The 25,444-nt window shown below is 72.2% G+C and carries 29 protein-coding genes and 1 tRNA gene; 14 read left to right on the top strand and 16 right to left on the bottom strand.

Annotation, left to right across the window (positions count from 1 at the left end; all coding sequences use genetic code 11):
- The first annotated feature begins 40 nt into the window (after positions 1 to 40).
- From ACFYOB_RS11385 to ACFYOB_RS11345, 9 genes are all read left to right on the top strand, one after another.
- Positions 41 to 475 (top strand): Lrp/AsnC family transcriptional regulator, encoded by a 435-nt coding sequence (locus ACFYOB_RS11385; RefSeq protein ID WP_388557904.1) that lies wholly within the window; start codon positions 41 to 43, stop codon positions 473 to 475.
- Entirely contained in the window at positions 472 to 1,359 is an 888-nt protein-coding gene (locus ACFYOB_RS11380) for a DUF2797 domain-containing protein (RefSeq protein ID WP_388557901.1), read from the top strand. Before ACFYOB_RS11385 ends, ACFYOB_RS11380 begins: the two co-directional genes overlap by 4 nt.
- A 113-nt stretch (positions 1,360 to 1,472) precedes the next feature.
- Positions 1,473 to 1,811, top strand: a complete 339-nt coding sequence (locus ACFYOB_RS11375) for an antibiotic biosynthesis monooxygenase family protein (RefSeq protein WP_388557898.1) — start codon at positions 1,473 to 1,475, stop codon at positions 1,809 to 1,811.
- Positions 1,795 to 2,676, top strand: coding sequence for an amidohydrolase family protein (locus ACFYOB_RS11370; RefSeq protein WP_388557895.1), 882 nt, complete (start codon positions 1,795 to 1,797; stop codon positions 2,674 to 2,676). The genes ACFYOB_RS11375 and ACFYOB_RS11370 overlap by 17 nt, the downstream gene beginning before the upstream one ends.
- A 69-nt stretch (positions 2,677 to 2,745) precedes the next feature.
- Positions 2,746 to 3,513 carry a response regulator transcription factor gene (locus ACFYOB_RS11365; RefSeq protein WP_388557890.1) on the top strand — a complete coding sequence of 256 codons (768 nt, stop codon included), beginning with the start codon at positions 2,746 to 2,748 and terminating at the stop codon, positions 3,511 to 3,513.
- A complete protein-coding gene (locus ACFYOB_RS11360; protein ID WP_388557888.1) occupies positions 3,513 to 5,144 on the top strand; it encodes a sensor histidine kinase in 1,632 nt (543 codons plus the stop codon). The genes ACFYOB_RS11365 and ACFYOB_RS11360 overlap by 1 nt, the downstream gene beginning before the upstream one ends.
- 25 nt (positions 5,145 to 5,169) lie before the next feature.
- On the top strand, positions 5,170 to 6,438 hold the full coding sequence (locus tag ACFYOB_RS11355) for a glycosyltransferase (protein WP_388557885.1): 1,269 nt from the start codon (positions 5,170 to 5,172) through the stop codon (positions 6,436 to 6,438).
- The gene (locus tag ACFYOB_RS11350) at positions 6,435 to 8,642 is read left to right on the top strand and encodes an ArnT family glycosyltransferase (protein WP_388557882.1); all 2,208 of its coding nucleotides are present in this window, start codon (positions 6,435 to 6,437) and stop codon (positions 8,640 to 8,642) included. The genes ACFYOB_RS11355 and ACFYOB_RS11350 overlap by 4 nt, the downstream gene beginning before the upstream one ends.
- A gap of 141 nt (positions 8,643 to 8,783) precedes the next feature.
- The gene (locus ACFYOB_RS11345) at positions 8,784 to 9,404 is read left to right on the top strand and encodes a TetR/AcrR family transcriptional regulator (RefSeq protein ID WP_388557879.1); all 621 of its coding nucleotides are present in this window, start codon (positions 8,784 to 8,786) and stop codon (positions 9,402 to 9,404) included.
- Here ACFYOB_RS11345 and ACFYOB_RS11340 read toward each other — a convergent pair.
- Together ACFYOB_RS11340 and ACFYOB_RS11335 are read right to left on the bottom strand one after the other, a co-directional pair.
- Positions 9,401 to 10,981 (bottom strand): MDR family MFS transporter, encoded by a 1,581-nt coding sequence (locus tag ACFYOB_RS11340; RefSeq protein WP_388558672.1) that lies wholly within the window; start codon positions 10,979 to 10,981, stop codon positions 9,401 to 9,403. The genes ACFYOB_RS11345 and ACFYOB_RS11340 overlap by 4 nt on opposite strands.
- Before the next feature lie 74 nt (positions 10,982 to 11,055).
- Positions 11,056 to 11,469 carry a MarR family winged helix-turn-helix transcriptional regulator gene (locus tag ACFYOB_RS11335; RefSeq protein WP_388557877.1) on the bottom strand — a complete coding sequence of 138 codons (414 nt, stop codon included), beginning with the start codon at positions 11,467 to 11,469 and terminating at the stop codon, positions 11,056 to 11,058.
- 118 nt (positions 11,470 to 11,587) lie between these two features.
- Between ACFYOB_RS11335 and ACFYOB_RS11330 the strand changes: the two genes are divergently transcribed.
- On the top strand, positions 11,588 to 11,827 hold the full coding sequence (locus ACFYOB_RS11330; protein ID WP_388557874.1) for a hypothetical protein: 240 nt from the start codon (positions 11,588 to 11,590) through the stop codon (positions 11,825 to 11,827).
- Between the two features lie 19 nt (positions 11,828 to 11,846).
- Here ACFYOB_RS11330 and ACFYOB_RS11325 read toward each other — a convergent pair whose 3' ends face one another.
- The 10 genes from ACFYOB_RS11325 to ACFYOB_RS11280 form a co-directional block, all read right to left on the bottom strand.
- Entirely contained in the window at positions 11,847 to 12,623 is a 777-nt protein-coding gene (locus ACFYOB_RS11325) for a hypothetical protein (protein ID WP_388557871.1), read from the bottom strand.
- A gap of 50 nt (positions 12,624 to 12,673) precedes the next feature.
- On the bottom strand, positions 12,674 to 13,513 hold the full coding sequence (locus ACFYOB_RS11320) for an RNA polymerase sigma factor SigF (protein WP_328926486.1): 840 nt from the start codon (positions 13,511 to 13,513) through the stop codon (positions 12,674 to 12,676).
- Between the two features lie 231 nt (positions 13,514 to 13,744).
- Positions 13,745 to 14,530: an RNA polymerase sigma factor SigF gene (locus ACFYOB_RS11315; RefSeq protein ID WP_388558669.1), complete on the bottom strand. Its 786-nt coding sequence runs from the start codon at positions 14,528 to 14,530 to the stop codon at positions 13,745 to 13,747.
- 408 nt (positions 14,531 to 14,938) lie between these two features.
- Positions 14,939 to 15,100, bottom strand: coding sequence for a hypothetical protein (locus ACFYOB_RS11310; protein WP_215014193.1), 162 nt, complete (start codon positions 15,098 to 15,100; stop codon positions 14,939 to 14,941).
- 374 nt (positions 15,101 to 15,474) lie between these two features.
- Entirely contained in the window at positions 15,475 to 15,765 is a 291-nt protein-coding gene (locus ACFYOB_RS11305; RefSeq protein ID WP_388557867.1) for a hypothetical protein, read from the bottom strand.
- A gap of 145 nt (positions 15,766 to 15,910) precedes the next feature.
- Positions 15,911 to 15,995 (bottom strand) — tRNA-Ser (locus ACFYOB_RS11300).
- Between the two features lie 80 nt (positions 15,996 to 16,075).
- The gene (gene tadA, locus ACFYOB_RS11295) at positions 16,076 to 16,504 is read right to left on the bottom strand and encodes a tRNA adenosine(34) deaminase TadA (RefSeq protein WP_388558666.1); all 429 of its coding nucleotides are present in this window, start codon (positions 16,502 to 16,504) and stop codon (positions 16,076 to 16,078) included.
- Between the two features lie 59 nt (positions 16,505 to 16,563).
- Positions 16,564 to 17,112 carry a hypothetical protein gene (locus ACFYOB_RS11290; protein ID WP_388557864.1) on the bottom strand — a complete coding sequence of 183 codons (549 nt, stop codon included), beginning with the start codon at positions 17,110 to 17,112 and terminating at the stop codon, positions 16,564 to 16,566.
- 303 nt (positions 17,113 to 17,415) lie between these two features.
- Positions 17,416 to 17,595: a hypothetical protein gene (locus tag ACFYOB_RS11285; protein ID WP_030027564.1), complete on the bottom strand. Its 180-nt coding sequence runs from the start codon at positions 17,593 to 17,595 to the stop codon at positions 17,416 to 17,418.
- 83 nt (positions 17,596 to 17,678) lie between these two features.
- Positions 17,679 to 18,626, bottom strand: a complete 948-nt coding sequence (locus ACFYOB_RS11280) for a universal stress protein (protein ID WP_388557861.1) — start codon at positions 18,624 to 18,626, stop codon at positions 17,679 to 17,681.
- A 163-nt stretch (positions 18,627 to 18,789) separates the two neighbouring features.
- Here ACFYOB_RS11280 and upp point away from each other — a divergent pair, with 163 nt between their 5' ends.
- Positions 18,790 to 19,425: a uracil phosphoribosyltransferase gene (upp, locus tag ACFYOB_RS11275; RefSeq protein WP_388557858.1), complete on the top strand. Its 636-nt coding sequence runs from the start codon at positions 18,790 to 18,792 to the stop codon at positions 19,423 to 19,425.
- 28 nt (positions 19,426 to 19,453) lie between these two features.
- Here the strand turns inward: upp and ACFYOB_RS11270 are convergent, their stop codons facing one another.
- On the bottom strand, positions 19,454 to 20,140 hold the full coding sequence (locus ACFYOB_RS11270; protein WP_388557855.1) for a LytR C-terminal domain-containing protein: 687 nt from the start codon (positions 20,138 to 20,140) through the stop codon (positions 19,454 to 19,456).
- A 175-nt stretch (positions 20,141 to 20,315) separates the two neighbouring features.
- Entirely contained in the window at positions 20,316 to 20,612 is a 297-nt protein-coding gene (locus tag ACFYOB_RS11265) for a type II toxin-antitoxin system VapB family antitoxin (protein ID WP_017240525.1), read from the bottom strand.
- An 88-nt stretch (positions 20,613 to 20,700) separates the two neighbouring features.
- Between ACFYOB_RS11265 and ACFYOB_RS11260 the strand changes: the two genes are divergently transcribed.
- Positions 20,701 to 22,311 carry a helicase HerA-like domain-containing protein gene (locus tag ACFYOB_RS11260; protein ID WP_388557851.1) on the top strand — a complete coding sequence of 537 codons (1,611 nt, stop codon included), beginning with the start codon at positions 20,701 to 20,703 and terminating at the stop codon, positions 22,309 to 22,311.
- 122 nt (positions 22,312 to 22,433) lie between these two features.
- The gene (gene opcA, locus ACFYOB_RS11255) at positions 22,434 to 23,366 is read left to right on the top strand and encodes a glucose-6-phosphate dehydrogenase assembly protein OpcA (protein ID WP_388557848.1); all 933 of its coding nucleotides are present in this window, start codon (positions 22,434 to 22,436) and stop codon (positions 23,364 to 23,366) included.
- Here opcA and ACFYOB_RS11250 read toward each other — a convergent pair.
- Together ACFYOB_RS11250 and ACFYOB_RS11245 are read right to left on the bottom strand one after the other, a co-directional pair.
- Positions 23,315 to 23,788 carry a cupin domain-containing protein gene (locus ACFYOB_RS11250; protein ID WP_388557845.1) on the bottom strand — a complete coding sequence of 158 codons (474 nt, stop codon included), beginning with the start codon at positions 23,786 to 23,788 and terminating at the stop codon, positions 23,315 to 23,317. The genes opcA and ACFYOB_RS11250 overlap by 52 nt on opposite strands.
- 88 nt (positions 23,789 to 23,876) lie before the next feature.
- The gene (locus ACFYOB_RS11245) at positions 23,877 to 24,479 is read right to left on the bottom strand and encodes an HhH-GPD-type base excision DNA repair protein (RefSeq protein ID WP_388557842.1); all 603 of its coding nucleotides are present in this window, start codon (positions 24,477 to 24,479) and stop codon (positions 23,877 to 23,879) included.
- Between the two features lie 111 nt (positions 24,480 to 24,590).
- Between ACFYOB_RS11245 and ACFYOB_RS11240 the strand changes: the two genes are divergently transcribed.
- Positions 24,591 to 25,409: a VOC family protein gene (locus ACFYOB_RS11240; protein ID WP_388557840.1), complete on the top strand. Its 819-nt coding sequence runs from the start codon at positions 24,591 to 24,593 to the stop codon at positions 25,407 to 25,409.
- The last annotated feature ends 35 nt before the right edge of the window (positions 25,410 to 25,444 follow it).

The raw sequence follows: 25,444 nt of genomic DNA, 5'->3' as shown, positions 1-25,444 counted from the left end.
GTCTTCGCAAGGGCCGACGGGCCCATGGGAGGAAGACCGAGTGGACGACATCGACCGGGCGCTCGTTCTGCGCCTGCAGGAGGACGCCGGCCAGTCGTACGCCGCTCTCGGCGCGGCCGTGGGGCTCTCTGCCGGGGCCACCCACGAACGTGTCCGCAAGCTGCGCGAGCGCGGGGTGATCCGGCGGACCACCGTCGAGGTCGACCCGGCGGCCGTCGGCAGTGGGGTACTCGCCTATGTGATGGTCGACTCCAACGCCTGGATGGGTGAGTCCGCCGCCGCCTTTGCCGCGATCCCCGAGATCCAGGAGGCGCACATCATCGCGGGCAGTGCGTCCGTCATGGTCAAGGTGCGCACGGCCTCGACCGGGCAGTTGCAGGACGTGCTGCGGCGGCTCTACGCGATCGACGGGGTCAGCGGTACGCACGCCACCGTCGTCCTGGAGACCTTCTTCGAGCGGCCGCTCCCGCTGTGAGCTGGTGGTGCACCGGGATCCGGTGGAACGACGGCCGCCCCGCCGTCGGCTGGTACGGGGAGGGGCGCGGCGAGCGGGCGAGCGTGCTCGCGTACGGGCAGCGGCTGGCCTTCGTCGCCCGGGCGGAGCGGCGCTGCCTCGGCGTCCGGCGGGCCGGGAAGCGGACGCCCTGCCCCACCGGCGGGACCGTGCCCGGCCGCGCCTCGAACGCGCAGTGTCCCGAATGCGCGCGCCTCGACCGGTCGTTCTCGGTGGCTGCCGACACCAATGCCGCCGATCCGCGCACCTACCGCGTCTATCTGGCGTGGTTCGGGCCCGGGATGGTCAAGGTCGGCATCACCGCCGAGGAGCGCGGCTCGGCCCGGCTGCTGGAGCAGGGCGCCGTGGCCTGGGCCTGGCTCGGTCGCGGGCCGCTCATGGCCACCCGGCGCACGGAGGAGCTGCTGCGGGCTGCCCTCGGGGTGCCGGACCGGATCGCGTATGCCCGTAAGCGCGCCGTACGGGCGCACCTGCCGGCCGCGCCCGACCGGGCCCGGGAGGTCGTCGAGCTGCACGCCCGGGCCGCCGCACTGCCCGGGTGGCCGGAATCGCTGGAGCGGGTGGAGTGCGAAGTCGCCGACCACGCGGAGCCGTTCGGGCTGGACGAACTGCCCGCACCCACGGGCGTGATCACCGAGATGGTGTCCGGTGGGGCCGTCGCGGGCCGGCTGGTGGGCGCGGCCGGTCCCGATCTGCACCTGGCGGACGGGCTGGTGGTGGACACCCGGCTGCTGGCCGGGTGGGAACTCGCCGCCCCGGAGGGCGAGGCCGTGACGACCGTGCCGGTGGCGGTGGTCCCGCCCTCAGCCGCGCGGCCGTCCGCCGAGCAGGACGGGCTGTTCTGAGGAGCGCCTCCTGCGGCCGCTCTGGCCGGGGATGGTCAAAACTTGGATCCCTTTGGCCTTCCGGGGCCGATTCCGGTGGACATGCCCGCGGCGCGCCGCCGAGGGTGGTGGACATGAGCATCCAGCCCGTACAGGCCTTCGAACCGCCTTATGTCATGGCCGTTTTCACCAACGTCCGCTCCGCCGACGACAGCGGATACCCCGAGACCCTCACCCGGATGCAGGAGATCGTCGCGGAGAATCCCGGGTTCCTCGGCTACGAGTCCGCCCGCACCCCGGGAGGCCTCGGCATCACGGTCGCCTACTTCCGTGACCACGAGTCCCTCGCCGCGTGGCGGGGGGACCTGGAGCACCAGGCGGCCATGAAGCAGGGCCGCGCCGACTGGTACGAGAGCTACACCCTGCACGTCGCGACCGTCGAGCGGAGCCACGGCTTTGCCCGCAACGGCTGAGGCCGTCCGTGCCTTCCGGGAGCGGCTCGGGCTGCCCGGACTGGTGGACGTCCACACGCACTTCATGCCCGAGCGGGTCCTGGACAAGGTCTGGGACTACTTCGACGCGATAGGCCCCCTGACCGGTGTCGAGTGGCCCATCACCTACCGGCACGAGGAGGAGCAGAGGGTCGCGCTCCTGAGGCAGTTCGGGGTCCGGGCCTTCACCGCCATGCTCTACCCGCACAAGCCGGCGATGGCCGCATGGCTCAACGCCTGGTCCGCCGACTTCGCCGCCCGGACGCCCGACTGCCTGCACACCGCGACCTTCTTTCCGGAGGAGGGCGTCGCAGAGTACGTCCGCCGGGCCCTCGACACCGGTGCCCGGGTCTTCAAGTCGCACATCCAGGTCGGTGGCTACGACCCGAACGACGAGCGGCTCGACCCCGTCTGGGGACTGCTCGCCGAGGCCGGCGTCCCGACCGTGATCCACTGCGGGTCCGGGCCCGCGCCGGGCAAGCACACCGGGCCCGAGCCCATCGCCCGACTGCTGGCCCGCCACCCACGGCTGCCGCTGATCGTCGCCCACATGGGCATGCCCGAGTACGCCGACTTCCTCGACCTCGCCGACCGGTACACCGAGGTGCGCCTCGACACCACCATGGCGTTCACCGACTTCTCCGAGCGGCTCAGCGGCTTCCCGCCCGGGGACCTCGGGCGGCTCGCCGGCCTCGGCGACCGGATCCTGCTCGGCACCGACTTCCCGAACATCCCCTACCCCTACGAACACCAGCTCGCCGCCCTCGAACGGCTCGGCCTCGGCGACGACTGGCTGCGCGCCGTCTGCCACGACAACGCAGCCCGCCTGTTCCGGCTCGACGGCTGAGCGGCGTTTCTCAGGAAATTCACAGATAGGGACAAGAACGCTCTCAGAGGCGCCGGACAGCGTGGTCGTATGACTGCGACGACCACATCCCACGCGTCCACGTCCACCAGCAACCCGACGGCCCTGACCCGGCCCGACGGCGGAGCTTGCCGGGTCCTCGTCGTCGACGACGAGGCCTCACTCTCCGAGCTGCTGTCCATGGCCCTGCGCTACGAGGGCTGCGAGGTCCGCAGCGCCGGTGACGGGGCCGGCGCGGTGCGGGCGGCGCGCGAGTTCCGGCCGGACGTCGTGGTCCTCGACATCATGCTCCCCGACATGGACGGGCTCGCCGTCCTGGGTCAGCTGCGCCGGGAGATCCCCCAGGTCCCCGTGCTCTTCCTGACCGCCAAGGACTCCGTCGAGGACCGCATCGCGGGCCTGACGGCGGGCGGGGACGACTACGTCACCAAGCCGTTCAGCCTGGAGGAGGTCGTGGCCCGGCTGCGCGGCCTGGTCCGGCGCTCGGGCGCGGCGCAGGCCGCGCGCGGCGGCTCGGTGCTCGCCGTCGGGGACCTGCACCTCGACGAGGACAGCCACGAGGTGGTCCGCGGCGGCCGGGAGATCCACCTGACGGCCACCGAGTTCGAGCTGCTGCGCTACCTGATGCGCAACCCGCGCCGCGTGCTGAGCAAGGCCCAGATCCTGGACCGGGTGTGGTCCTACGACTTCGGCGGCCAGGCCAATGTGGTCGAGCTGTACATCTCCTACCTGCGGCGGAAGCTGGAGAGCGGGCCGGGAATGGCGCCGATGATCCACACCCGGCGGGGCGCCGGCTACCTGATCAAGCCGGCCGAGTAGTGGCCGTCCGCCTCCGCCCGAAGCGGCCGGGCCGCCCCTGGTCCCTGCGGACCCGGCTCGTCGTCTCGGCGGTGGCGCTGATCGCCGTCGTGGGCGCGGCCATCGGGACCGTCACCACCCTCGCCCTGCGCTCGTACCTGGTCGACAAGCTCGACGAGCAGCTGCGGATCTCGGTCGGCATGGCCGCCTCGCCCCCCGGCATGCAGAAGGCGATCAGGGAGGGGAGGTTCGTCCTCGGCCCGGGCACACCGCTCGGCGCCGTCGGACTGCGCATCGACTCCGACGGCAAGGTGTTCATGGCCGACCGCAGCGTGCGAGACGAAGACCCCGAGCGCAGTCGCCGGCCCCTCACCGAGGCCCAGACCGCGGTCCTCGCCAAGGCCGCCCGCACGGCCGGGGAGGGCCGCAGCGCACCCGTGAACCTGAGCCTGCCCGGGCTCGGGTCGTACAGGGTGCTGCCCGCGCCCGACGGAAGCCTCGTTCTCGGCTTCCCGCTCCACGAGGTCGACTCCACCGTGAGTACCCTGGTCGCGGTGGAGGTCTGCGTCACCCTCGCCGGTCTGATCGCGGCCTCCCTCGCCGGGCAGGCACTGGTCGGAGTCGCCCTGCGCCCGCTGCGCCGGGTGGCCGCCACCGCCACCCGGGTCTCCGAACTGCCCCTGCACAGCGGCGAGCCCGCGCTGCACGAACGGGTCCGGGGTGCCGAGGCCGACCCCCGCACCGAGGTGGGCCAGGTCGGCGCGGCCCTCAACCGGATGCTGGGTCACGTCTCCTCCGCGCTCACGGCCCGCCAGCAGAGCGAGATGCGGGTCCGGCAGTTCGTCGCCGACGCCAGCCACGAACTGCGCACCCCGCTGGCCTCCATCCGCGGATACGCCGAGCTGACCCGCCGGGGGCGGGAGGAGCCGGGCCCCGACACCCGGCACGCACTGGGCCGGATCGAGTCCGAGGCCACCCGCATGACCGGCCTGGTCGAGGACCTGCTGCTGCTGGCCCGGCTCGACGCGGGCCGGCCCCTGTCCACCGGCGACTCCGACACCGACCTCGCCCCGCTCGTCGTCGACGCCGTCAGCGATGCCAGGGCCGCCGGCCCCGAGCACCACTGGCGGCTGCGCCTGCCCGACGAACCCGTGCCCGTCCGCGTCGACCCGGCCCGTATCCAGCAGGTTCTGGTCAACCTCCTCGCCAACGCCCGCACCCACACCCCGCCCGGCACCACCGTCACCGCGCACGTCTCGCTGGGGGCGCCCGCAGCGGTAGCCGGGGGAGAGACGCCGGCCGTCCGGCTGCGGATCGAGGACGACGGGCCCGGCATCCCGCCCGACCTGCTCCCCCACGTCTTCGAGCGCTTCGCCCGCGGCGACGCGTCCCGATCCCGTGCGGCGGGTTCCACCGGACTGGGGCTCGCCATAGTCCAGGCCGTGGTCACCGCGCACGGTGGACGGGTCGGCGTGCGCAGCGAGCCCGGGCGGACCTGCTTCGAGGTCCTGCTGCCGTACGAGCAGACGCACACGAAGCCGGACCCACGGACGGGCTCACGGACGGACCCAGAGACGGACCCAGAGACGGACCCAGAGACGGGCTCACGGACGGACTCACAGACGGGGCACAGGCTCATCACACAGCGGTGACAGGCCGCCCGGCGAGTGTCGGTACATGCCAATCGACGCCTCTCCCGGGGCCCTTCCGGCACGGGCTCCACTCGCGCCCCTGCCCGGCGAGCCCGTGCTCGACGTGGTGATCCCGGTCTTCAACGAGGAGAAAGACCTCGGACCGTGCGTGCGCAGGCTGCACGAGCACCTCACCCGCACCTTCCCCTATCCCTTCCGGATCACCGTCGCCGACAACGCGAGCACCGACCGCACCCCCGAGGTCGCGGGCGAGCTCGCCGCGGCCCTGGACGGGGTACGCAGCGCGCGGCTGGAGGAGAAGGGCCGGGGCAGGGCCCTGCGCACCGTCTGGTCCGGCTCCGACGCACCGGTACTGGCGTACATGGACGTGGACCTCTCCACCGACCTCAACGCCCTGCTGCCCCTGGTCGCCCCGCTGATCTCCGGCCACTCCGACCTCGCCATCGGCACCCGCCTCGCCCGGTCCTCCCGGGTGGTGCGGGGAGCGAAGCGGGAGTTCGTCTCCCGCGCCTACAACCTCCTGCTGCGCTCCTCGCTCGCCGCCCGCTTCAGCGACGCCCAGTGCGGGTTCAAAGCCATCCGGCGGGAGGTCGCCGAGCGTCTGCTGCCCCTGGTGGAGGACACCGGCTGGTTCTTCGACACCGAAATGCTCGTGCTCGCCGAGCGGGCCGGGCTGCGGATCCACGAGGTGCCGGTGGACTGGGTCGACGACCCCGATTCCACCGTCCACATCGTGAAGACCGCCACCGAGGACCTCAAGGGCGTCTGGCGGGTGGGCCGGGCACTGGCCGTCGGCGCGCTCCCGCTCGACCGGCTCGCCCGCCCCTTCGGCGACGACCCGCGCGACCGCACCGCGCTGCCCGGCGTGGACGGCGGACTGGCCCGCCAGCTCCTCGGCTTCTGCGCCGTCGGAGCCCTGTCCACCCTGCTCTACCTGCTGCTGTACTCCTCCTTCCGCACCGGAGCGGGCCCACAGGTCGCCAACGGCGCCGCCCTGCTGCTCTCGGCCGTCGCCAACACCGCCGCCAACCGCCGGCTCACCTTCAAGGTGCGCGGCCGGGACCGGGCCGTGCGCCACCAGGCCCAGGGGCTGGTGGTCTTCGCCATCGGCCTCGCCCTGACCAGCGGCTCCCTCGCCGCCCTCGGAGCGGCCGCGGCCGCCCCCGCGCACAGCACCGAGCTGGCCGTCCTGATCACCGCCAACCTCGCCGCCACCGTGCTGCGGTTCCTGCTCTTCCGCGCCTGGGTCTTCCCCGAGCGGCGCGACACTCCCGTGAAGGACGACATCCGATGACCACCGCAGCAACTCCGCTCTTCCCGATCCCCGAAGCCCGGGCCCGTACCGGCCTGCACGCCGCCGACCGGCCCCGCTGGGAACGGCCCGCCTTCGCCGCCCTGCTGATCGCCACGGCCGTCCTGCTGCTCTGGGACCTGGGGTCCTCCGGCTACGCCAACTCCTTCTACTCCGCCGCCGTACAGGCGGGCAGCGAGAGCTGGAAGGCCTTCTTCTTCGGTTCCTCCGACGCCGGGAACTCCATCACCGTCGACAAGCCCCCGGCCGCCCTGTGGCCGATGATGCTGTCGGTCCGCCTGTTCGGGCTCGGCTCCTGGCAGATCCTCGTCCCGCAGGCCCTGATGGGCGTCGCGACGACCGGTGTGCTGTACGCCGCCGTACGGCGCCAGTTCGGGCCGGGGGCCGCGCTGCTGAGCGGCGCCGCCTTCGCGCTCACGCCCGTCGCCGCGCTGATGTTCCGCTTCAACAACCCCGACGCGCTGCTGACCCTGCTGCTCACGGTCACCGTGTACTGCGTCCTGCGCGCCCTCGACGGGGCACGCACCGACTGGCTGGTGTGGGCCGGTGTCGCGGTCGGCTTCGCCTTCCTCACCAAGACCCTCCAGGCCTTCGTCATCCTGCCGCCGCTCGCCGTGCTGTACGCCGTCTGCGCGCCCACCCGGCTGCGCAGGCGCCTGGGCCAGCTGCTGCTCGCCGGGCTCGCGATGGTGGTGGCCGGCGGCTGGTGGGTGGCCGTCGTGGAACTGTGGCCCGCCTCCTCCCGCCCGTACATCGGCGGCTCGCAGAACAACTCCTTCCTGGAACTGACGCTCGGCTACAACGGCCTGGGCCGGATCAACGGCAACGAGACGGGCAGCGTCGGCGGTGGCGGACGCGCCGGTGGCGGCGGCGGTGGCGGCTGGGGCGAGACGGGCATCGACCGGCTCTTCTCGGCCAACATCGGCGGTCAGATCTCCTGGCTGCTGCCCGCCGCCCTGGTCCTGCTCGTGGCCGGACTGGTGGTCACCTGGCGCGCCCGCCGGGCCACCGACTCGCTGGAGGGCATGGCCCGTGCGGCCTTCCTGGCCTGGGGCGGCTCGCTGCTGATCACCGCGGTCGTCTTCAGCTACATGCAGGGCATCTTCCACGAGTACTACACCGTGGCGCTGGCGCCGTTCGTCGCCGCGCTGATCGGCATGGGCGTCGCCGTGCTGTGGGAGGAGCGGGGCTCCCGGGCCGCGCTGTTCACCCTGTCCGGGACGCTGGCACTGACCGCCGTCTGGTCGTACGTCCTGCTCGGCCGGGCCACCGGCTACCTTCCGTGGCTGCGCTGGGCGGTCCTGGTGGGGGGCCTGCTCGCCGCGGCCGCGCTGCCGTTCGTCGCGGCGGCCGGGCGCCGGGTGCTGCTGGCCACCGCGGCGCTGGGGGTGGGTGCGGCGCTGGCGGGCCCGTTCGCGTACTGCCTGACCACCGTGCAGACCGGGCACGCGGGCTCGATCGTGACCGCCGGACCCGCGGTCGCGGGCGGCCGGGGCGGACCCGGCGGCATGATGCGGGGCGCCGGCCCCGCCGGTGAGGTGCCGCTGGGCGGGCCCGGTGGCATGCAGCAGGGCGGCCCGCGGGGCGGCAACACCCCGCCGCAGGGCGGCATGCCGCCGGGCGGGGGCGGTCAGGGAGCCCCGGGCGGTATGGGAGCGCCGGGCGGTGCGGGGGCCCCGGGCGGTCAGGGCGGGCGCGGCACGGAGCGCGCCGGCGGCGGCCAGGGCGGGCCCGGCGGCCTGCTGGGCGGCACCCGGGTCGGCGCCGAGGCCAAGGCTGCCCTGCGGGCCGACGCCGGAAAGTACACCTGGGCGGCGGCCGCGGTCGGCTCCCAGAACGCGGCGAGCTACCAACTGGCCTCCGGTGTGCCCGTGATGCCCGTCGGCGGCTTCAACGGCAGTGACCCCTCGCCCACGCTGGAACAGTTCAAGCAGTACGTGAAGGACGGCCGGATCCACTGGTTCATCAGCCAGGGAGGCAGTCAGGGCGGCGGCCAGGCAGGCGGCCAGGCAGGCGGCCGGGGCGGCGCCCAGGCAGGCGGATCCGCCGAGGCCGTCGGCGGGATGCGGCAGGGAGGTCCGGGCGGCGGCACCAGCAGCGCCATCGAAAGCTGGGTGAAGGCCACGTTCAAGGCGTCGACCCTGGGCGGAGCCACCGTCTACGACCTCACGGCTCCCACGTCCTGATCCGGCCCGACCACGCGGCACCCTCAGGCCCTGTCGTCAAAGTAGCGCCGGTAAGGCCCTGCTTCGACGACAGGACCTAGCATCGAGAGGGCGGACCCGGGCATTCCGGGCTGATCCACCTGGTGTGAGGAGGGTGCCTCCATGGCGACCGCGGCCGATTCCTGTGATCCGCTCCGGGGCGAGTCCAGTGTGTGGCTGGCCGCCAGACCCGCCGCACCCGCCAGACGTCGCAGCGAGGCGCCCTCCGGGCTCGACCGGGAGCGGATCACCGCCGCCACCGTGCGGCTGCTCGACGCCGATGGGCTGGCCCGGTTCTCGATGCGGCGGCTCGCCGCCCGGCTCGGGGTCACCGCGATGTCCCTGTACTGGTACGTGGACACCAAGCACGATCTGCTCGAACTCGCCCTGGACAGCGCGCTGGGCGAGCTGACCCTGTCGGCCGGGCCGGTGCCGGAAGGCTGGCCCGGCCGGCTGCGTGCGCTGGCCCGGGGCTACCGGCGGATGCTGGCGGACCATCCCTGGGCGGCTCCGCTCGCCGCCGCCTATCCGAACATCGGCCCGCACGCCCGGGCCTTCGACGCCGCCCTCCAGCGGCTGTTGGACGCCACGGGCCTCGCCGACTCCGCCCGGACCGGCGCCCACCTGGCCGTCTCGCACTTCCTGCACGGCTGCGGGGGCGCGGCCCGGCGGGCGCCCGAGGGCGACTTCTGTCTCGCGCTGGACGTCCTGATCGCGGGCATCGAGGCGAAGGCCGACGCCTAGGCGGAGGCCTCGGCGGCTGCCTTGGCGGAGGCCTCGGCAGACGCCGCCGCCGGGGCGTGGGCCGCGGGCTTCGACTTCAGCGCGACCTCCTTGATGAACAGGCAGAGCAGCAGCGCCAGCAGGGCGGTGGGGGCCGCGTAGAGGAAGACGTCGCCGACGCCGTGCCCGTACGCCGACTCGACGACCGTACGGAACGGGGCCGGCAGCTTGTCGAGGTCCGGGATGGCGCCGCCGCCCGTGCCGCCGTGGCCGAGCGCCGCGGCCTTCGGGCCGAGAGCGGCCAGGCCGTCCTTCACGTATCCGGTGACCTGGTGCGCCATCACCGCGCCGAGCGCGGAGACGCCCATGGCGCCGCCGAGCGAGCGGAAGAAGGTGACGACCGAGCTGGCCGCGCCCAGGTCCTCGGGGGCCACCTGGTTCTGGGTGGCGAGGACCAGGTTCTGCATCATCATGCCGAGGCCGAGGCCGGTCAGCGCCATGTAGACCGCGATGTGCCAGTACGGGGTGTCGTACCGCAGGGTGCCCAGCAGCCCCAGGCCGGCGGTCAGCAGCACACCGCCGGAGACGAGCCAGGCCTTCCACCTGCCGGTCCTGGTGATCACCAGACCGGAAACCGTGGAGGAGACGAAGAGCCCGCCGATCATCGGAATCGTGAGGACTCCGGACATCGTGGGGGACTCGCCCCGGGCCAGCTGGAAGAACTGGCTGAAAAATACTGTGCCCGAGAACATCGCGATGCCCACGAACAGCGAGGCCGCCGAGGCCAGGGTGATGGTCTTGTTGCGGAACAGCCGCAACGGGATGATCGGGTCGCTCGCACGGGACTCGACGAGGACGAAGAGCAGGCCGAGCGCCACCGCGCCGCCGGTCATCGCCCAGGTCTGCCAGGAGATCCACTCGTAGGAGTCGCCGGCCTGCGTGACCCAGATCAGCAGCAGCGAGACGGCGCCGCTGATCAGGAAGGCGCCCAGCCAGTCGACCTTGACGTCGCGGCGCACGACCGGCAGGTGCAGGGTGCGCTGGAGCACGATCAGGGCGATGACCGCGAAGGGCACGCCGACGTAGAAGCACCAGCGCCAGCCCAGCCACTCGGTGTCGGTGATGACGCCGCCCAGCAGCGGCCCGCCGACGGTGGCGACGGCGAAGACCGCGCCGAGGTAGCCGCTGTAGCGGCCGCGCTCGCGCGGGGAGATCATCGCGGCCATCACGATCTGCGCGAGGGCGGACAGGCCGCCGACCCCGATGCCCTGGACCACGCGGCAGGCGATCAGCATGCCGGTGTTCTGGGACATGCCCGCGACCACGGAGCCCAGCACGTAGATCACGAGGGATACCTGGACCAGCAGCTTCTTGCTGAAGAGGTCGGACAGCTTGCCCCACAGCGGGGTCGCCGCCGTCATCGACAGCAGGGCCGCCGTCACCACCCAGGTGTAGGAGGACTGGGTGCCTCCGAGGTCGCTGATGATCTGCGGCAGGGCGTTGGAGACGATCGTGGAGGACAGGATCGCCACGAACATGCCGAGCATCAGCCCGGACAGCGCCTTCATGATCTGCGGATGGGTCATGGCCGGAGCCATGGCCGGGGTCACGGACGGGGTGGTGGACGTGCCGTCTGTCGGCGTCTCCGACTTGGCCATGTGTTTCCTTCTGTCTAGAAGCTCGATCGGAGTCGGGCCAGCAGGGTGTTGAGTACGTCGATGTCCTGGGCGGACCAGTCGGCCAGCGCCTTCTCCAGTGCCGCCGTGTACCGGGCGCCGAGCTCGGCGAGGAGCGCCTGCCCGGCCGGGGTGAGCCGCAGGATGCGGCAGCGGCCGTCCCCCGGGTCGGTCTCGCGCTCGATCCAGCCGCGTTCGGCGACGTGGGTGACGTGCCGGCTGGTCACCGAGATGTCGACGGCCATGAGCTCCGCCAGCCGGCTCAGCCGCATCTCTCCGTGCCGGTCGAGCACGGTGAGGACGGCGGCCGCGCCGGGCGGGCAGTGCGAAGGCAGGGCGCGGGCCAGCTCGCGCTTGACCGCGCCGACCCCGGTGAGCCGGCGCGCCAGCTCCTCGTACCGCGTGGTCATCGGCCGACCCCCCCATCTTGTTGCTTAGAGCAACCATAGAAGAGGATGGTTGCTACAGGCAAATGAATCTGGGGGCGAGGCGGTAAAGGAATCGGAAAACCGGCTAGGGTCCTGCTCCATGGCTGACAACCACAACTCACAGGTCCCCGAGGGCAACTACGACCCCGCGGGCAGCACCCAGATGTTCCGCGCCTTCGTCGAGGAGGCCGCACCGGCCCGGCAGACGCCCACCGGCTCGCGTCGCCAGCGCCGCGAGGAGGAGCAGCAGGCCGCCGGCTCCAAGAAGGGCGCGTGGCTCGGGGTGGGCATCGCGCTCGTGCTCGCCTTCGGCGCCGCCCTGTGGGTCGTCCTGCACTGACCGCCGCGCCCGCCCGGGCTCAGCTCCAGGTGGCGGTGACCTTCTGGGTGTCCACGTGCATGCCCAGCGGCACCCGCCAGGCCTCCACGCACACCGTGTAGGTCTGCGTCCTGGCGGCTCCGCCCGTGATCGGTGCGGGGAGCGGCTGGGTGGTGGTGATCGTGGCCCAGTCGACGCCGAGGGCGCCGATGATGTGCGTCGCGAAGCTGACCGTGCCCGAACGGGCCGCGGTGGTCCCGGCGTTGGTGAAGGTGACGGTGACCCGCTCGCACCAGCGATCGGCCGCGGCCGCCCTGACCGGGGTGGACAGCGTCAGCCTCGCCGGGGTCGCCGGCGGCGCCGGCGGGGTCGTGCCGGGCTTGGTGGACGGGCTCGACGGGCCGGACGGCGTGCCCGGGGAGTCTGGCGTGCCCGGGGAGTCCGGGGTGCCGGGTGGGGTGGTGGACGGGCCCGCACCGGGCGGGATCCCGGGTGTGCGTCCGGAGCCGCCGGGGGTGGTGGTCGTCGTTCCGCCCGGGGCGGAGCCGCCGAGTGCCCGGGACTCGGGAGTACTGGCCGACGTACTGGACGACACGGAGGAGCCGCCCGCCGCGGACGGGTCGCCGAGCTGCTGGAACTCCACCCGGCCCTGCGGCGCCACGTTCTCCCCCGCGCCCCGTTCGGGACCCGGGGCCGCGGCGCCCACGGCGACATAGCCGTCCCGCGGCGGGCCGCCGCAGCCGGTGAGGCCGGCGACGGCCGTGCAGCACAGGGCGAGGAGAGCGGCCGGGGCGGCCGTACGGGATCCCGTTCGCATCGCGCCAGTTTTGCTGACGCCCCGTCAATTGGGAACCCTGCGGCGCTCCGTCACTCGCCGATGAGTCCTACGCGCAGTTGCGCGAGGGTACGGGTGAGCAGCCGGGAGACGTGCATCTGGGAGATGCCGACCTCCTCGCCGATCTGCGACTGCGTCATGTTCGCGAAGAACCGGAGCATGATGATCTGCCGCTCCCGGGGCGGGAGTTTGGCGAGCAGCGGCTTCAGCGACTCGCGGTATTCGACGCCTTCGAGCGCGGTGTCCTCGTAACCGAGGCGGTCCGCGAGCGAGCCCTCGCCGCCCTCGTCCTCGGGCGAGGGCGAGTCGAGCGAGGAGGCGGTGTAGGCGTTGCCGACGGCGAGACCGTCGACCACGTCCTCCTCCGAGACGCCCAGCACGGCGGCGAGCTCCGGCACGGTCGGCGAGCGGTCCAGTTTCTGGGCGAGCTCGTCGCTGGCCTTGGTCAGCGCGAGACGCAGCTCCTGGAGCCTGCGCGGGACGCGGACGGACCAGGAGGTGTCCCTAAAGAACCGTTTGATCTCGCCCACGACGGTCGGCATCGCGAACGTCGGGAACTCCACGCCGCGTTCGCAGTCGAACCGGTCGATCGCCTTGATCAGGCCGATGGTGCCGACCTGGACGATGTCCTCCATCGGCTCGTTGCGGCTGCGGAAGCGGGCGGCGGCGTACCGGACCAGGGGCAGGTTCAGCTCGATCAGGGTGTCGCGTACGTACGCCCGGTCGGGGCTGTCCGCGTCCAGGGCGGCAAGGCGCTGGAAGAGGGAGCGGGAGAGGGTGCGGGTGTCGATGGCTTCCGAGCGGTCGGCCACTGCCGGAGTCGCGCTCTTGACGAGCGTGAGCACCTTGGAGCTGCCCTGGTCTACGGACATGCCACCCCCTTGAGGTCGCGGACGGTCGCGTGTGGCGCGCCCGTCAGAGGAACGCAGCCTCCACCTGAATACCGGAGGCGGGGCTGCGGCAAACGCGGTTCAAGCAGAATGTCACATGTCGGCAACACGCTGTAGCGCCAAGTCGACATATATCTCCAGCGACAGAAGAGGTCAGAAGGGGATCGGCCCCGTTCTGTCGGGAAACGTGTGGATGATCTCCACTCGTTACGGTTACGCCTCGATCCTGTTTGCGGATCTCAGTCGGGCGAAGCTCCGGGCGAGGAGCCGGGAGACGTGCATCTGGGACACGCCCAGCTCGGCGCTGATCTGCGACTGCGTCAGATTGTTGTAGTACCGCAGCAGCAGGATCCTTTGTTCACGCTCGGGCAGTTGTACGAGGAGGTGGCGGACGAGGTCGCGGTGCTCGACCCCGGCCAGCTCCGGGTCCTCGTAGCCGAGGCGGTCGAGGAGGCCGGGCATCCCGTCGCCCTCCTGGGCGGCCTCCAGCGAGGTCGCGTGGTAGCTCCGCCCGGCCTCGATGCAGGAGAGGACCTCGTCCTCGCTGATGCGCAGCCGCTCGGCGATCTCGGGGGTGGTCGGGGTGCGGCCGTGGAGGGTGGTGAGGTCCTCGGTGGCGGCGTTGACCTGCACCCACAGCTCGTGGAGGCGGCGCGGCACGTGGACGGTGCGGACGTTGTCGCGGAAGTATCGTTTGATCTCGCCCACCACGGTCGGCATCGCGAAGGTCGGGAACTGCACGCCGCGGTCGGGGTCGAACCGGTCGATGGCGTTGATCAGCCCGATGGTGCCGACCTGGACCACGTCCTCCATCGGCTCGTTGCGGCTGCGGAAGCGGGCGGCCGCGTACCGCACCAGCGGGAGGTTGGCCTCGATGAGGGCTCCGCGCACCCGGTGGTGCTCGCTGGTGCCCGGCTGCAGGTTCTTCAGCTGCCCGAAGAGGACCTGGGTGAGGGCCCGGGTGTCCGCGCCCCGGCTCGGCGGTCTCTGGGGCGCCAGGGCGGGCGGGGGCTCCTCCTGGGGCTCCTCCTGGGCTGCTTCCGGGGCCGCCTCCTGCCGACAGTCCTGCCGGGCCTCCTGCCGGGGCTCCTGTCGGGCCTCCTGCCGGGGCTCGCGTCGGGGCTCGTACTGGGGTTCATGCTGGGGCGGCACCTGGGGGTCCTGCTGGGGTGGCACCTGAGGCGCTGTACTGGCCGGCACGGTCACGCCACCCCTTCAGTCAACTCATCCGTCAAAAGCGGTCATAGCATCACAAGACATGTGCACTGTGTGCAAGCACCGTATATCACCGTGTTGAGGGCAAGTTGGGCATATTGGGGCATTGTGCCTAGTGATGGGTATGCAAAAAGCCCCCCACCTGTCGGAGTGGGGGGCCGGTAAGTCCGGAAGCCGCTTCAGCGTACGGGTTCAGCGCACCAGTTCGGTCATGAACTCGCCGATACCGGAGGCGGCATCGGATATGCCCTGGAAGCCGATTCCCACCATCTCGGCCGCCCGCTTGGGCTGGGTGATGATCACGAACAGGACGAAGACGGTGAGGGCACCCGTGATGAGCTTCTTGGTGTCCATGAGCGGTGACGGCCTCCCCAACCGGTCCTGCAAAGTCGGGTGAGTCTAACCGGTCAGGTTTGGACACTCACCCGCCCTTTAAGGACCAATGACCCGGTACTCCAGGTCCTTTGCCGGGGTGCCTGCGGTTGCGGGGGGCGCACGATTGATGTGCGCCCACCGGTTCTGGCAGGAAACCGGTGGGTGAGGGACAGGACCTCACTGCGGGGTCCGAGCCGCGAGCTTCCCCCTGACCGCGGCCCGGACTGGCAGGTTCCGTCCTCGTCGGGGGAAGTGGCTCGTCCCACGGTGCCACTTCTCCCGTCCCACACGTGGAAGGTCCCGACCCCGGTCGGGGCCTTCTTCGCGTTTCCCGCTCCGCGGCGCCGCTGCGGCTACTGCAGGCCGCCGGCGAGGTCCGTGAGGGGCTGTACGGGGGCGATCACGGGCGCGAGCTGGTTCGGCAGCTCCATCAGCTGGTTGAGCTGGTTGGCTCCTTCGCTGAGCTTCCCGCCGATCTCCTGGATGGACGACGGCGTGGCCCCGGCGGGCATGCCGGGGGCGGCCGTCGGGAGGTCCGGGAGGGTGAGGGGCGCGATGGGTGCGGCGGAGGCGGCGGGTGCGGCGAGGCCCGCGGCGGCCCCCGCGAGGGCGAAGGCGGCGAGCATGCGCTGGGTCTTGGTCATGCCGTGACAACGGCCGAGGGGGCGGGCGGTCACGCGGCCGTACTCCGGAGAGCGGAGCGGAGAACGCCGGGAGCCGAACCGGACACGTTGAGCCGTACGAACGCCGAAAGCCCCGACCCTTGCGGGTCGGGGCTTTCGATCGGAGCGGTAGTGGAGGGATTTGAACCCCCGATGGGTTGCCCCATACTCGCTTTCGAGGCGAGCTCCTTCGGCCACTCGGACACACTACCGAGATGGATCCTAGCCTAAGGAGGTGCATTCGCCGAAATCGGCATCCCGCGTCGGCTGCCGGCCCTGCGGACGGCCGTCGTCACAGGTCGCGGAAGAAGTCCGTCAGCTGCTGCGCGCACTGCGCCGCCAGGACGCCACGGACCACTTCGGGCCGGTGGTTGAGCCTGCGGTCCCGTACGAGGTCCCACAGCGAGCCCGCCGCGCCCGCCTTCTCGTCGTCGGCGCCGTAGACGACCCGGGCGATGCGCGACTGGACGAGCGCGCCCGCGCACATCACGCATGGCTCGAGGGTCACCACCAGGGTGCACCCCGGAAGCCGCCATTCCCCGAGTGCGGCGGCGGCCCGGCGCAGCGCCACCACCTCGGCGTGGGCCGTCGGGTCGCCGGTCGCCTCGCGCTCGTTGTACCCGGTGGCGAGGATCCCGCCGTCCGGGCCGAGCACGACGGCGCCGACCGGCACGTCGCCGGCCGGCACCGCCCGGGCGGCCTCCTGGAGCGCCAGGCGCATGGAGTCCCGCCAGGGATCCCGTACGGGATCGGGGGTGTGCGTGTCGTGCGTGTGGATCACTAGCGGACGGCCTCCAGGACCTCGGTGGCGCCGAGCGCGTCGGCGATCTCCGAGAGGGCGTCCCCGTCCAGGGTCATCAGTTGTTTGTGGGTCACCCCGAGGTCGTCCAGCAGCCGGGGGTCGCCGAGCGGACCGGCCGGTACCGGCTCCGAGCCGCTCCCGCCCGCCGCGTCCTCGTCGTCGTCCTCGTCGGTGAAGGCGGCGAGTGCTTCTTCCTCGCCGTCCTCGGTGCCGTCCAGGTCCAGTTCGTCGAGTTCGTCGTCCTCCTTGTCGCTGCCCAGCAGCTCTTTGGTCAGCATCGAGCCGTAGGAGCTGCGGGCGGCCGCGGCGGCGTTCGATACGAAGTACCGCGGGTCCTCCTCGCCGTCCACGCGGACGACGCCGAACCAGGCGTCCTCCTGCTCGATGAGGGCGACCACCGTGTCGTCGTCGACAGCGGCGGAACGGGCGAGATCGATCAGATCACTGAGGGACTCGACGTCGTCGAGTTCCATGTCGCTCGCTTCCCACCCGTCTTCGGTGCGCGCGAGCAGTGCGGCGAAATACACCGTGACTCTCCCACTGGTCTTAGGCGTGCCGGTTGGAGGTCCCCCCGGCCGGAGGATGGGGTCGAACGGCTGTCGTGCTCGCCGTCCGTACCCCGCCCAATCGGCATCGTGGCAGAAACAGCGGCTTTGCGAGAGGTCTTCCGCGCTTGCGTCGTCCCGTGCCGTGCGCCGCGCGGCCCGGACGGGGGGTGCGGCACGGCGGTGTCGTACGGCTGCCGGGCACCACCGGGGGCCGGGGCGGCTCCCCCGCGGAGGCTGCCGCGCCCGGTCGTGTCGCGGGCCTGGGCGCGGCGCCGGACCCGGTTACCAGCGGAAGGTGCGCATGCGCATCTGCTGGCGCATGCGGGCCGCGCGGGCGCGGCGGGGCTGGACGCGGTCGCGCAGGGCGCGCGCCTCCATCAGGTCGCGCAGGAACTGCGCGCGGCGTGCTCGGCGCTGCGCTGCGGTCTCCGGCGCGTCGTCGCTCGGCTGCGTGTCGGGCATCGGCCACCACCCCGGGCTGGTCGGTCGTTCCCCCTGCACCCAGCTTCCCCCGGACGGGCGGTTTGATGCCACCCCCTTGCAGGTCAGACGTCGTCCGACAGCGTCGGGACCACGGCCACCGGGCCGTGCGCGTGGTGGAGCACCGCGTGCGCCACCGAGCCGATGTGCAGGGACATGGCGGTGCGCCGCGGGTGGTGGCGTCCCACGACGACCAGCGCCGCCGTTTCGGAGGCGATGACCAGCCGGCCCGCCGCGTCCCCGGGCACGGCGGCCTGCTCCACGCGGACGTCCGGGTACCGGGTGCGGAAGGGCGCGAGCCGCTCCGTCTGGGACCGCAGCATCTCCCGCTCGGCGGGTACGGCGTCCCCGTCGTCGGCCAGCCCCTCCGGCGGGATCACCGCGAAGGGGCTGTCGATCACCATGGTCGGCGCGGGCGGAATGGCGTACGTGGACACCACCTGGACGGTGGTCCCCCGCACGGCCGCTTCCGCGAACGCGAAGGCCACCACGTCGTCGGACGTCTCGGCGGCGTGCAGGCCGAGCACCACCTGCCCGGCGGACTGCCCGGCGGCGGCGTCCTGCGCCTGCACGCTCCGCTCCGCGTGCGGGACCACCACGACCGGGCACGGCGCCGTGGCGGCCACGGCGCGACTGTTGGAGCCGAGCAGCAGGCTGGCGAAGCCGCCGCGCCCCCGGGAGCCCATCACCAGCATCAGGGCCTCCGCCCCGATCACCCGCAGCGCCTCGGGGACGGAGCCCTCCAGCGACACGTACTCGACCCCCTCGGGCAGCCCGGAGCGGCCGCCGAGCAGGGCCCCGATCCGGTCGCTCACCGGGTCGGCGAACTCCTCCGGCTGTGAGGCGTCGTGCAGCGCGGTCCGCCGCCCCGCGTACAGCTGGGCGTGGTCGGGCAGTACATGGGCGATCAGCAGCCCGCTGCCGTGCAGCAGCGCCGCGGTCCTGGCCCACTCCAGGGCCCTCAGGCTGTGGTCGGATCCGTCGACGGCCGCGATCACCGGTGCGTTGCTCACCAGTCCAGCGTGCTGGGCGTCCGGGCGGGTCGCATCCGCAGGCAGTGGCGGGCGTGGCTGCGGCTTCCGACACGAAGGGGTCGCGTCAACGCGTAGCCTTTTGGGTGCAGGTCGCGTCGTGCGGCCGTTTTTGCAGGTCGCAGGCCGAGTTTTGGAGGATGTTGTGCGTTTGCAGGTCGTCGATCACCCCTTGGTGGCGCACAAACTCACCACCCTGCGCGACAAGCGCACCGACTCCGCCACCTTCCGGCGGCTCGCCGACGAGCTGGTGACCCTGCTCGCGTACGAGGCCACCCGGGACGTGCGCACCGAGCAGGCCGACATCGAGACCCCGGTCGCCCCGACCACCGGTGTGAAGCTCTCGCACCCGCGCCCGCTGGTCGTGCCGATCCTGCGCGCCGGCCTCGGCATGCTCGACGGCATGGTGCGGCTCCTGCCGACCGCCGAGGTGGGCTTCCTGGGCATGGTCCGCAACGAGGAGACCCTGGAGGCCTCCACGTACGCGACGCGCATGCCGGAGGACCTCTCCGGGCGGCAGGTCTACGTCGTCGACCCGATGCTGGCCACCGGCGGCACGCTCGTCGTGGCGATCCGGGAGCTGATCAAGCGCGGCGCCGACGACGTCACGGCCGTGGTGCTGCTGGCCGCGCCCGAGGGCGTCGAGATCATGGAGCGCGATCTGGCGGGCACGCCGGTGACGGTGGTGACCGCCGCGGTGGACGAGCGGCTCAACGAGCACGGTTACATCGTTCCGGGCCTGGGTGACGCGGGCGACCGCATGTACGGCTCCGCGGAGTAGTTCTCCGCGGAGCGGACTTCCGGCTCGATCAGCACTTCTTGGCGGGCGCGGGCACGGGGTTGGCCAGGAGGGCCAGCGCCTTGTCCGCGTCCTCCTTCGTACTCAGCTCCTTGAAGGCGTCGCCCAGGATCAGGTCGATGTCCGCGGTCTCGCGGGCGTCCGTCTGCTGGGTGGCGCCGACGAGCTGGGTGCCCAGTACGGAGAAGGCGCCCTTGTCGGTGGCGGGGGAGCCCAGCAGTATCGCGGTGCCGGGGACCTTCTTGTCGAAGTTGGCCGGGGCGTTGCCGACGTTGCCGATGACGAAGCCGCGTTTGGCCAACTCGTCGCCGACGGCCTTGGCGAGCCCGGCGCGCGGGGTCGCGTTGTAGACGTTGACGGTGATGTCGCCGGGCTTGGGCAGCACGACCGCCGGTTCGGCCGCCGCGGAGGCGGCGTCGGCGGCTTCGGGGCCGGCCTTGGAGCCGCCCTTGGCGGCGGGATCGGCGGCCTTGGTCGGACAGTCCTTGGCTCCAGCGGCGGTATTCCGTTTCGGGCTGTTGCCCTGGAACACGTCGATGAGCTGCAGGGCCCCGTAGCCGAGCAGGGCCAGTGCGAGGACCGAGCCGAGCACGGCGAGGACGATCCGACGGCGGCTCCGCTTACGGCTCATGCGGGGGTAGGCGGCTCCCGTGACGCGGTACTTTCCGCCCATGCCGGGGGGAGTGAGCATGCTCATGGGCGCAGCGTAGTGCCGCCCGCCGACGATGCCTACTAAATGATCTGCTGATAGGTCAATACTGACCCGAAAGGCGCAATCTACGCGAAGCGGCGGCCCGCTCCGGGGTCGTTCCGAGGTCGGTCCCGAGATCGCCCCGATGCCCGTTCCGACGCCCGTTCCGAGGGGCGGGGCGTCAGTCCATTTCGAGGACGCGGGCGTGCAGGACCTGGCGCTGCTGCAGGGCCGCGCGCACGGCGCGGTGCAGTCCGTCCTCCAGGTAGAGGTCACCCCGCCACTTGACGACGTGGGCGAAGAGGTCGCCGTAGAACGTGGAGTCCTCGGCGAGCAGCGTTTCGAGGTCGAGCTGCCCCTTGGTCGTCACCAACTGGTCGAGCCGGACCGGGCGCGGCGCGACGTCCGCCCACTGCCGGGTGCTTTCCCGGCCGTGGTCGGGGTACGGCTTTCCGTTACCGATGCGCTTGAAGATCACACGGAAAGCCTACCGGGCCGGGTGCTCCGGGCGCAGCCTCGCAGCGCGGGTGCAAAAGTGGCGGACAGGGCCAATTCGGGAGTGATGCATGAGCGAGAGCACCGAAGCCGCCGCCTCGGCGGAGCAGACCGGCCCGGCCGACAAGATCGCCGCCGGGTACGCCTTCACCGGCCCCGCGCTCGATCTGGGAGCCCTGCTCTGGGACGGCGCCTGCCTGCCGGACCGGCAGATCCGCATCCCCCTGACGATGCTCAACCGGCACGGGCTGGTCGCGGGCGCCACCGGCACGGGCAAGACCAAGACCCTCCAGCTCATCGCCGAACAGCTGTCGGCGAGCGGTGTCCCGGTCTTCCTCGCGGACATCAAGGGCGACGTCTCGGGAATCTCCGTCCCGGGCGCGTCGCACCCGAAGACCGAGGAGCGGGCCGCGGACGTGGCCCAGCAGTGGGAGGCCACCGGATACCCCTGCGAGTTCTACTCGCTCGGCGGCATCGGCCCCGGCATCCCGGTCCGCTCCACGGTGACGAGCTTCGGTCCGGTGCTGCTGTCGAAGGTGCTCCAGCTCAACCGGACGCAGGAGCAGTCGCTCGGCCTGATCTTCCACTACGCCGACGCCAAGGGCCTGGAGCTGATCGACCTCAAGGACCTGCGCGCCGTCGTCGCCTTCCTCGTCTCGGACGAGGGAAAGCCTGAGCTCAAGGGCATCGGCGGACTGTCCACGGTGACGGCCGGGGTGATCCTGCGGGCGCTGACCGCCTTCGAGCAGCAGGGGGCCGCGGAGTTCTTCGGCGAGCCGGAGTTCGACACCGGCGAGTTCCTGCGGACGGCCGCGGACGGGCGCGGACTGGTCTCCGTACTGGAACTCCCTGCGGTCCAGGACAAGCCGCAGCTCTTCTCCACCTTCCTGATGTGGCTGCTGGCCGACCTCTTCCACGACCTGCCCGAGGTCGGCGACGTGGAGAAGCCGAAGCTCGTCTTCTTCTTCGACGAGGCGCACCTGCTCTTCAACGGCGCGTCGAAGGCCTTCCTCGACTCCATCACCCAGACGGTGCGCCTCATCCGCTCCAAGGGCGTCGGCGTCATCTTCGTGACGCAGACCCCCAAGGACGTGCCGTCGGACGTGCTCGCCCAGCTCGGCAACCGGGTGCAGCACGCGCTGCGCGCCTTCACGCCCGACGACGCGAAGGCGCTGAAGGCGACGGTGAGGACCTTCCCCCGCGCCGCGTACGACCTGGAGGAGCTGCTTACCCAGCTGGGCACCGGCGAGGCGGTCGTCACCGTGCTGAGCGAGAACGGCGCCCCGACCCCGGTCGCGGCGACCCGGCTGCGCGCTCCGCAGTCGCTGATGGGGCCGGTCGAGGCGGCCGCGCTGGACCGGGCCGTGAAGTCCTCGCCGCTCTGGCCGCGCTACGCGGAGCCGGTCGACCGCGAGTCGGCGTACGAGAAGATCAGCGCCGAGCAGGCCGCCGCCGAGGCGCAGGCGGAGGCGGCCGCGGCCGAGAAGCAGGCCGAGGAGGCGGAGAAGGAGACCGAGAAAGAGGCCGCGAGGGCGGCCCGCAGGGCCCCGGAGCCGGAACCCTCGCTGGCCGAGCAGGTGGTCGGGAGCGGGCTGTTCCGGTCGCTGACCCGGTCGATCGGGACACAGCTGGGCCGGGAGATCTCGCGCTCGGTCTTCGGTACGGCCCGCCGCCGCAGATGACCGCGGCCCGGCCGGGCGCGGGAGCGGCCGGCGGAGCCGGGGAGCGGCCAAGGAGGGCCGTTCGAGGCGGAATCGAGCGAACCGGGTGCCCGGACCGGGATGCGCGCTGACAGACTCGTTCCATGCGGACCGAACTGACCGACACCACGTCCAGCAAGATCAACCGGGCCCTGCTCCAGGCCCGCCGGGCCATCGGCAGCCCCACCACGGGACTGGTGCTGACCCTGGTGGTCGTCACCGACGAGGAGAACGCCTACGACGCCGTACGAGCGGCCTCCGAGGCCTCGCACGAACACCCGTGCCGCATCATCGCGGTGATCAAGCGGACCTCCCGGGGCCCGCACAAGCTCCGCGCGACCCGGCTCGACGCCGAACTGCGCGTCGGCTCGGACGCCGGCACCGGGGAGACCCTGCTGCTGCGCCTGCACGGGGACCTGACAGGGCAGGCCGGCTCGGTCGTGCTGCCGCTGCTGGTGCCGGACGCGCCCGTGGTGGCGTGGTGGCCGGCCGACGCCCCCGCCGACCTGGCCAAGGACTCCCTGGGCGCGCTCGCGCAGCGCAGGATCACGGACGCGGCCGAGGCCCCCGACCCGGTCGGCGTGCTCGACGAGCGGGCCGCCGCCTACCGGCCCGGCGACACCGACCTGGCCTGGACCCGGCTGACGCCGTGGCGGGCCCTGCTCGCCGCCGCCCTGGACCAGAAGCCGCTGCCGGTGACCGGCGCGAGGGTGGAGAGCGAGCCCGACAACGCGAGCGCCGAGCTGCTGGCGCGCTGGCTGGAGGACCGGCTCGGCACGCCGGTGGCCCGGGTGGCGAGCGACGGCCCGGTGATCACCCGCGTGGCGCTGCAGACCACGGGCGGCGAGATCCGGATCGACCGGCCGGCCGGCGCGCTGGCCACCCTGATGCTGCCGGGGAGCCCCGACCGCAAGGTGGCCCTGAAGATCCGCAGCGGCGCCGAGCTGATCTCGGAGGAGCTGCGGCGCCTCGACGCGGACGTGACCTACGGCTCCGCGCTGCGGCGGCGGCCGCTCCAGGCGGCGCTCTCCGCGTAGTGGTTGTCGTACGTCGAGGAGCTGTCCTTGATGTCCTGCACGGTGGCCTCGCCCGCGTTCACGCGGCCGAGGAGGCGGTAGTAGTCGAAGCGGCCCATGCCGGGGGTGAAGCCGACGAAGACGCTGGCCGTGTGGCCGGCGGCGGGGGCGAAGGCGTGCTTGACGCCCGGCGGGATCGCGATGAAGTCGCCGGCTTCGAGGGTCTGGACCTCGTCGTCGACCAGGATGTCGAGCCGGCCGGCGGTGACGTGGAAGAACTCGGTGGCCTTGGTGTGGAAGTGCACCGGGGCCCCGGCCGCTCCCTCGTCGAACGTGGCCGTGTTGCAGGTGAGTTCGGCGGTGTCCGTCAGTAGCGTGATGAGGCTGCCCGGGGCGTCGTAGATGGCTTCGGCGGTAGCGGCGCGGGTCACGATCTCTGTCATGTCCGCAGCTTTTCACGCCTCGGACCGCCCGGGGCGGCACGGCTGCGGGAGTCAGTCAGGTCGGCCGCTCCGCCGTGCCGCGGGCGCCTCACGAGCCGCCGGAGGCCTTCGCGGCTTTGGCCGCGGCCTTCATCTCCTGCTTGTGCGCCCGGACCTTGGCCAGGGACTCGGGCCCCGTGATGTCGGCCGCCGAGCGGTACACGTTCGCCTGTCCGTAGCCGCCCGCGGCCTCCCGCCAGCCCTTCGGGCGCACGCCGAACCGCTTGCCCAGCAGGGCGAGGAAGATCTGCGCCTTCTGCTCGCCGAATCCCGGCAGCTCCTTGAGGCGCCGCAGCAGTTCCTCCCCGGTCGTGGCGTCGGCCCAGAGGGCGGCGGCGTCCCCGTCGTAGTGCTCCACCAGGTACGCGCACAGCTGCTGGATCCGCTTCGCCATCGACCCCGGATACCGGTGGACGGCGGGCTTCTGCGACAGCAGCGCGGCGAAGGCTTCCGGGTCGTACGCGGCGATGGCGTGCGCGTCCAGGTCGTCGGAGCCGAGCCGCTGGGCGACCGTCCAGGGCCCCGAGAACGCCCACTCCATCGGCACCTGCTGGTCCAGCAGCATCCCGACGAGCGCGGCGAGCGGGCTCCGGGCGAGCAGCGCGTCGGCCTCCGGCTGCTGGGCCAGCCGGATGGTGATGTCCTTGTCCATGGATCCAGCCTGCCGCGCGGACGCGCTCCCCGCGCGGCCGCCGCACCGCGCGCCTAGCGTGTGTACGACGTCAGGTACGACGACACGTACGAGTCGAGGAGTCGATCGATCATGGTTGAGTTCACCGAGGGCGCGCCGTGCTGGGCGGACGCGATGTTCGCCGACGTGGAGGCGGCGAAGAGCTTCTACGGCGACGTGCTGGGCTGGACCTTCGGCGAGGCGAGCAGCGAGTACGGCAACTACACGCAGGCGTATTCGGACGGCAAGGCGGTGGCTGCCGTGGTGCCGCCGATGCCCGGCGTGGACGCCCCCTCGCAGTGGTGCCTGTACTTCGCCTCGCCCGACGCGGCTGCCACCGCCGAGAAGATCAAGTCGGCCGGCGGCGAGGTGGTGATGGAGCCGATGCAGGTCGGCAGCTTCGGCACGATGCTGATCGCGAAGGAGCCGAGCGGCGCGGTCTTCGGCGTCTGGCAGCCGGGCGAGCACAAGGGCTTCGAGAAGACCGGGGAACCAGGCGCGTACGCCTGGGCGGAGGTCTTCACCCGTGACCCGGCGAAGGCGGACGGCTTCCTCCCGAAGGTCTTCCCGTACGGCGTCCAGAAGATGGAGCCCGGCGACGACCCCGAGATGGCGGGGATGGACTTCAAGATCTTCAGCGTCGGCGGCACGGGGAACCCGGTCCTCGGCCGGATGAGCATGGGCGACGAGTTCCCGCCCGAGATCCCCCCGTACATCCAGGTCTATTTCGCGGTACCGGACTGCGACGAGGCGGTGGCCAAGGCGAAGAAGCACGGCGGCGCCCTCCACTTCGGCCCGATGGACAGCCCCTTCGGCCGCTTCGCCGCGCTGACGGACCAGCAGGGCGCGGCGTTCGCGGTGATCGACATGTCGACGACGACGGGCGACATGCCGAAGATGTCCGACGCGTAGCCGTACGCCTGCGCGGGCGGGGGCTCACCGGCTCG

Source organism: Streptomyces sp. NPDC006463 (assembly GCF_042870715.1).
GTDB lineage: Bacteria > Actinomycetota > Actinomycetes > Streptomycetales > Streptomycetaceae > Streptomyces.
Note: the sequence above shows the minus strand (reverse complement) of the source record. Positions and strands in the feature narration are given on the sequence as shown.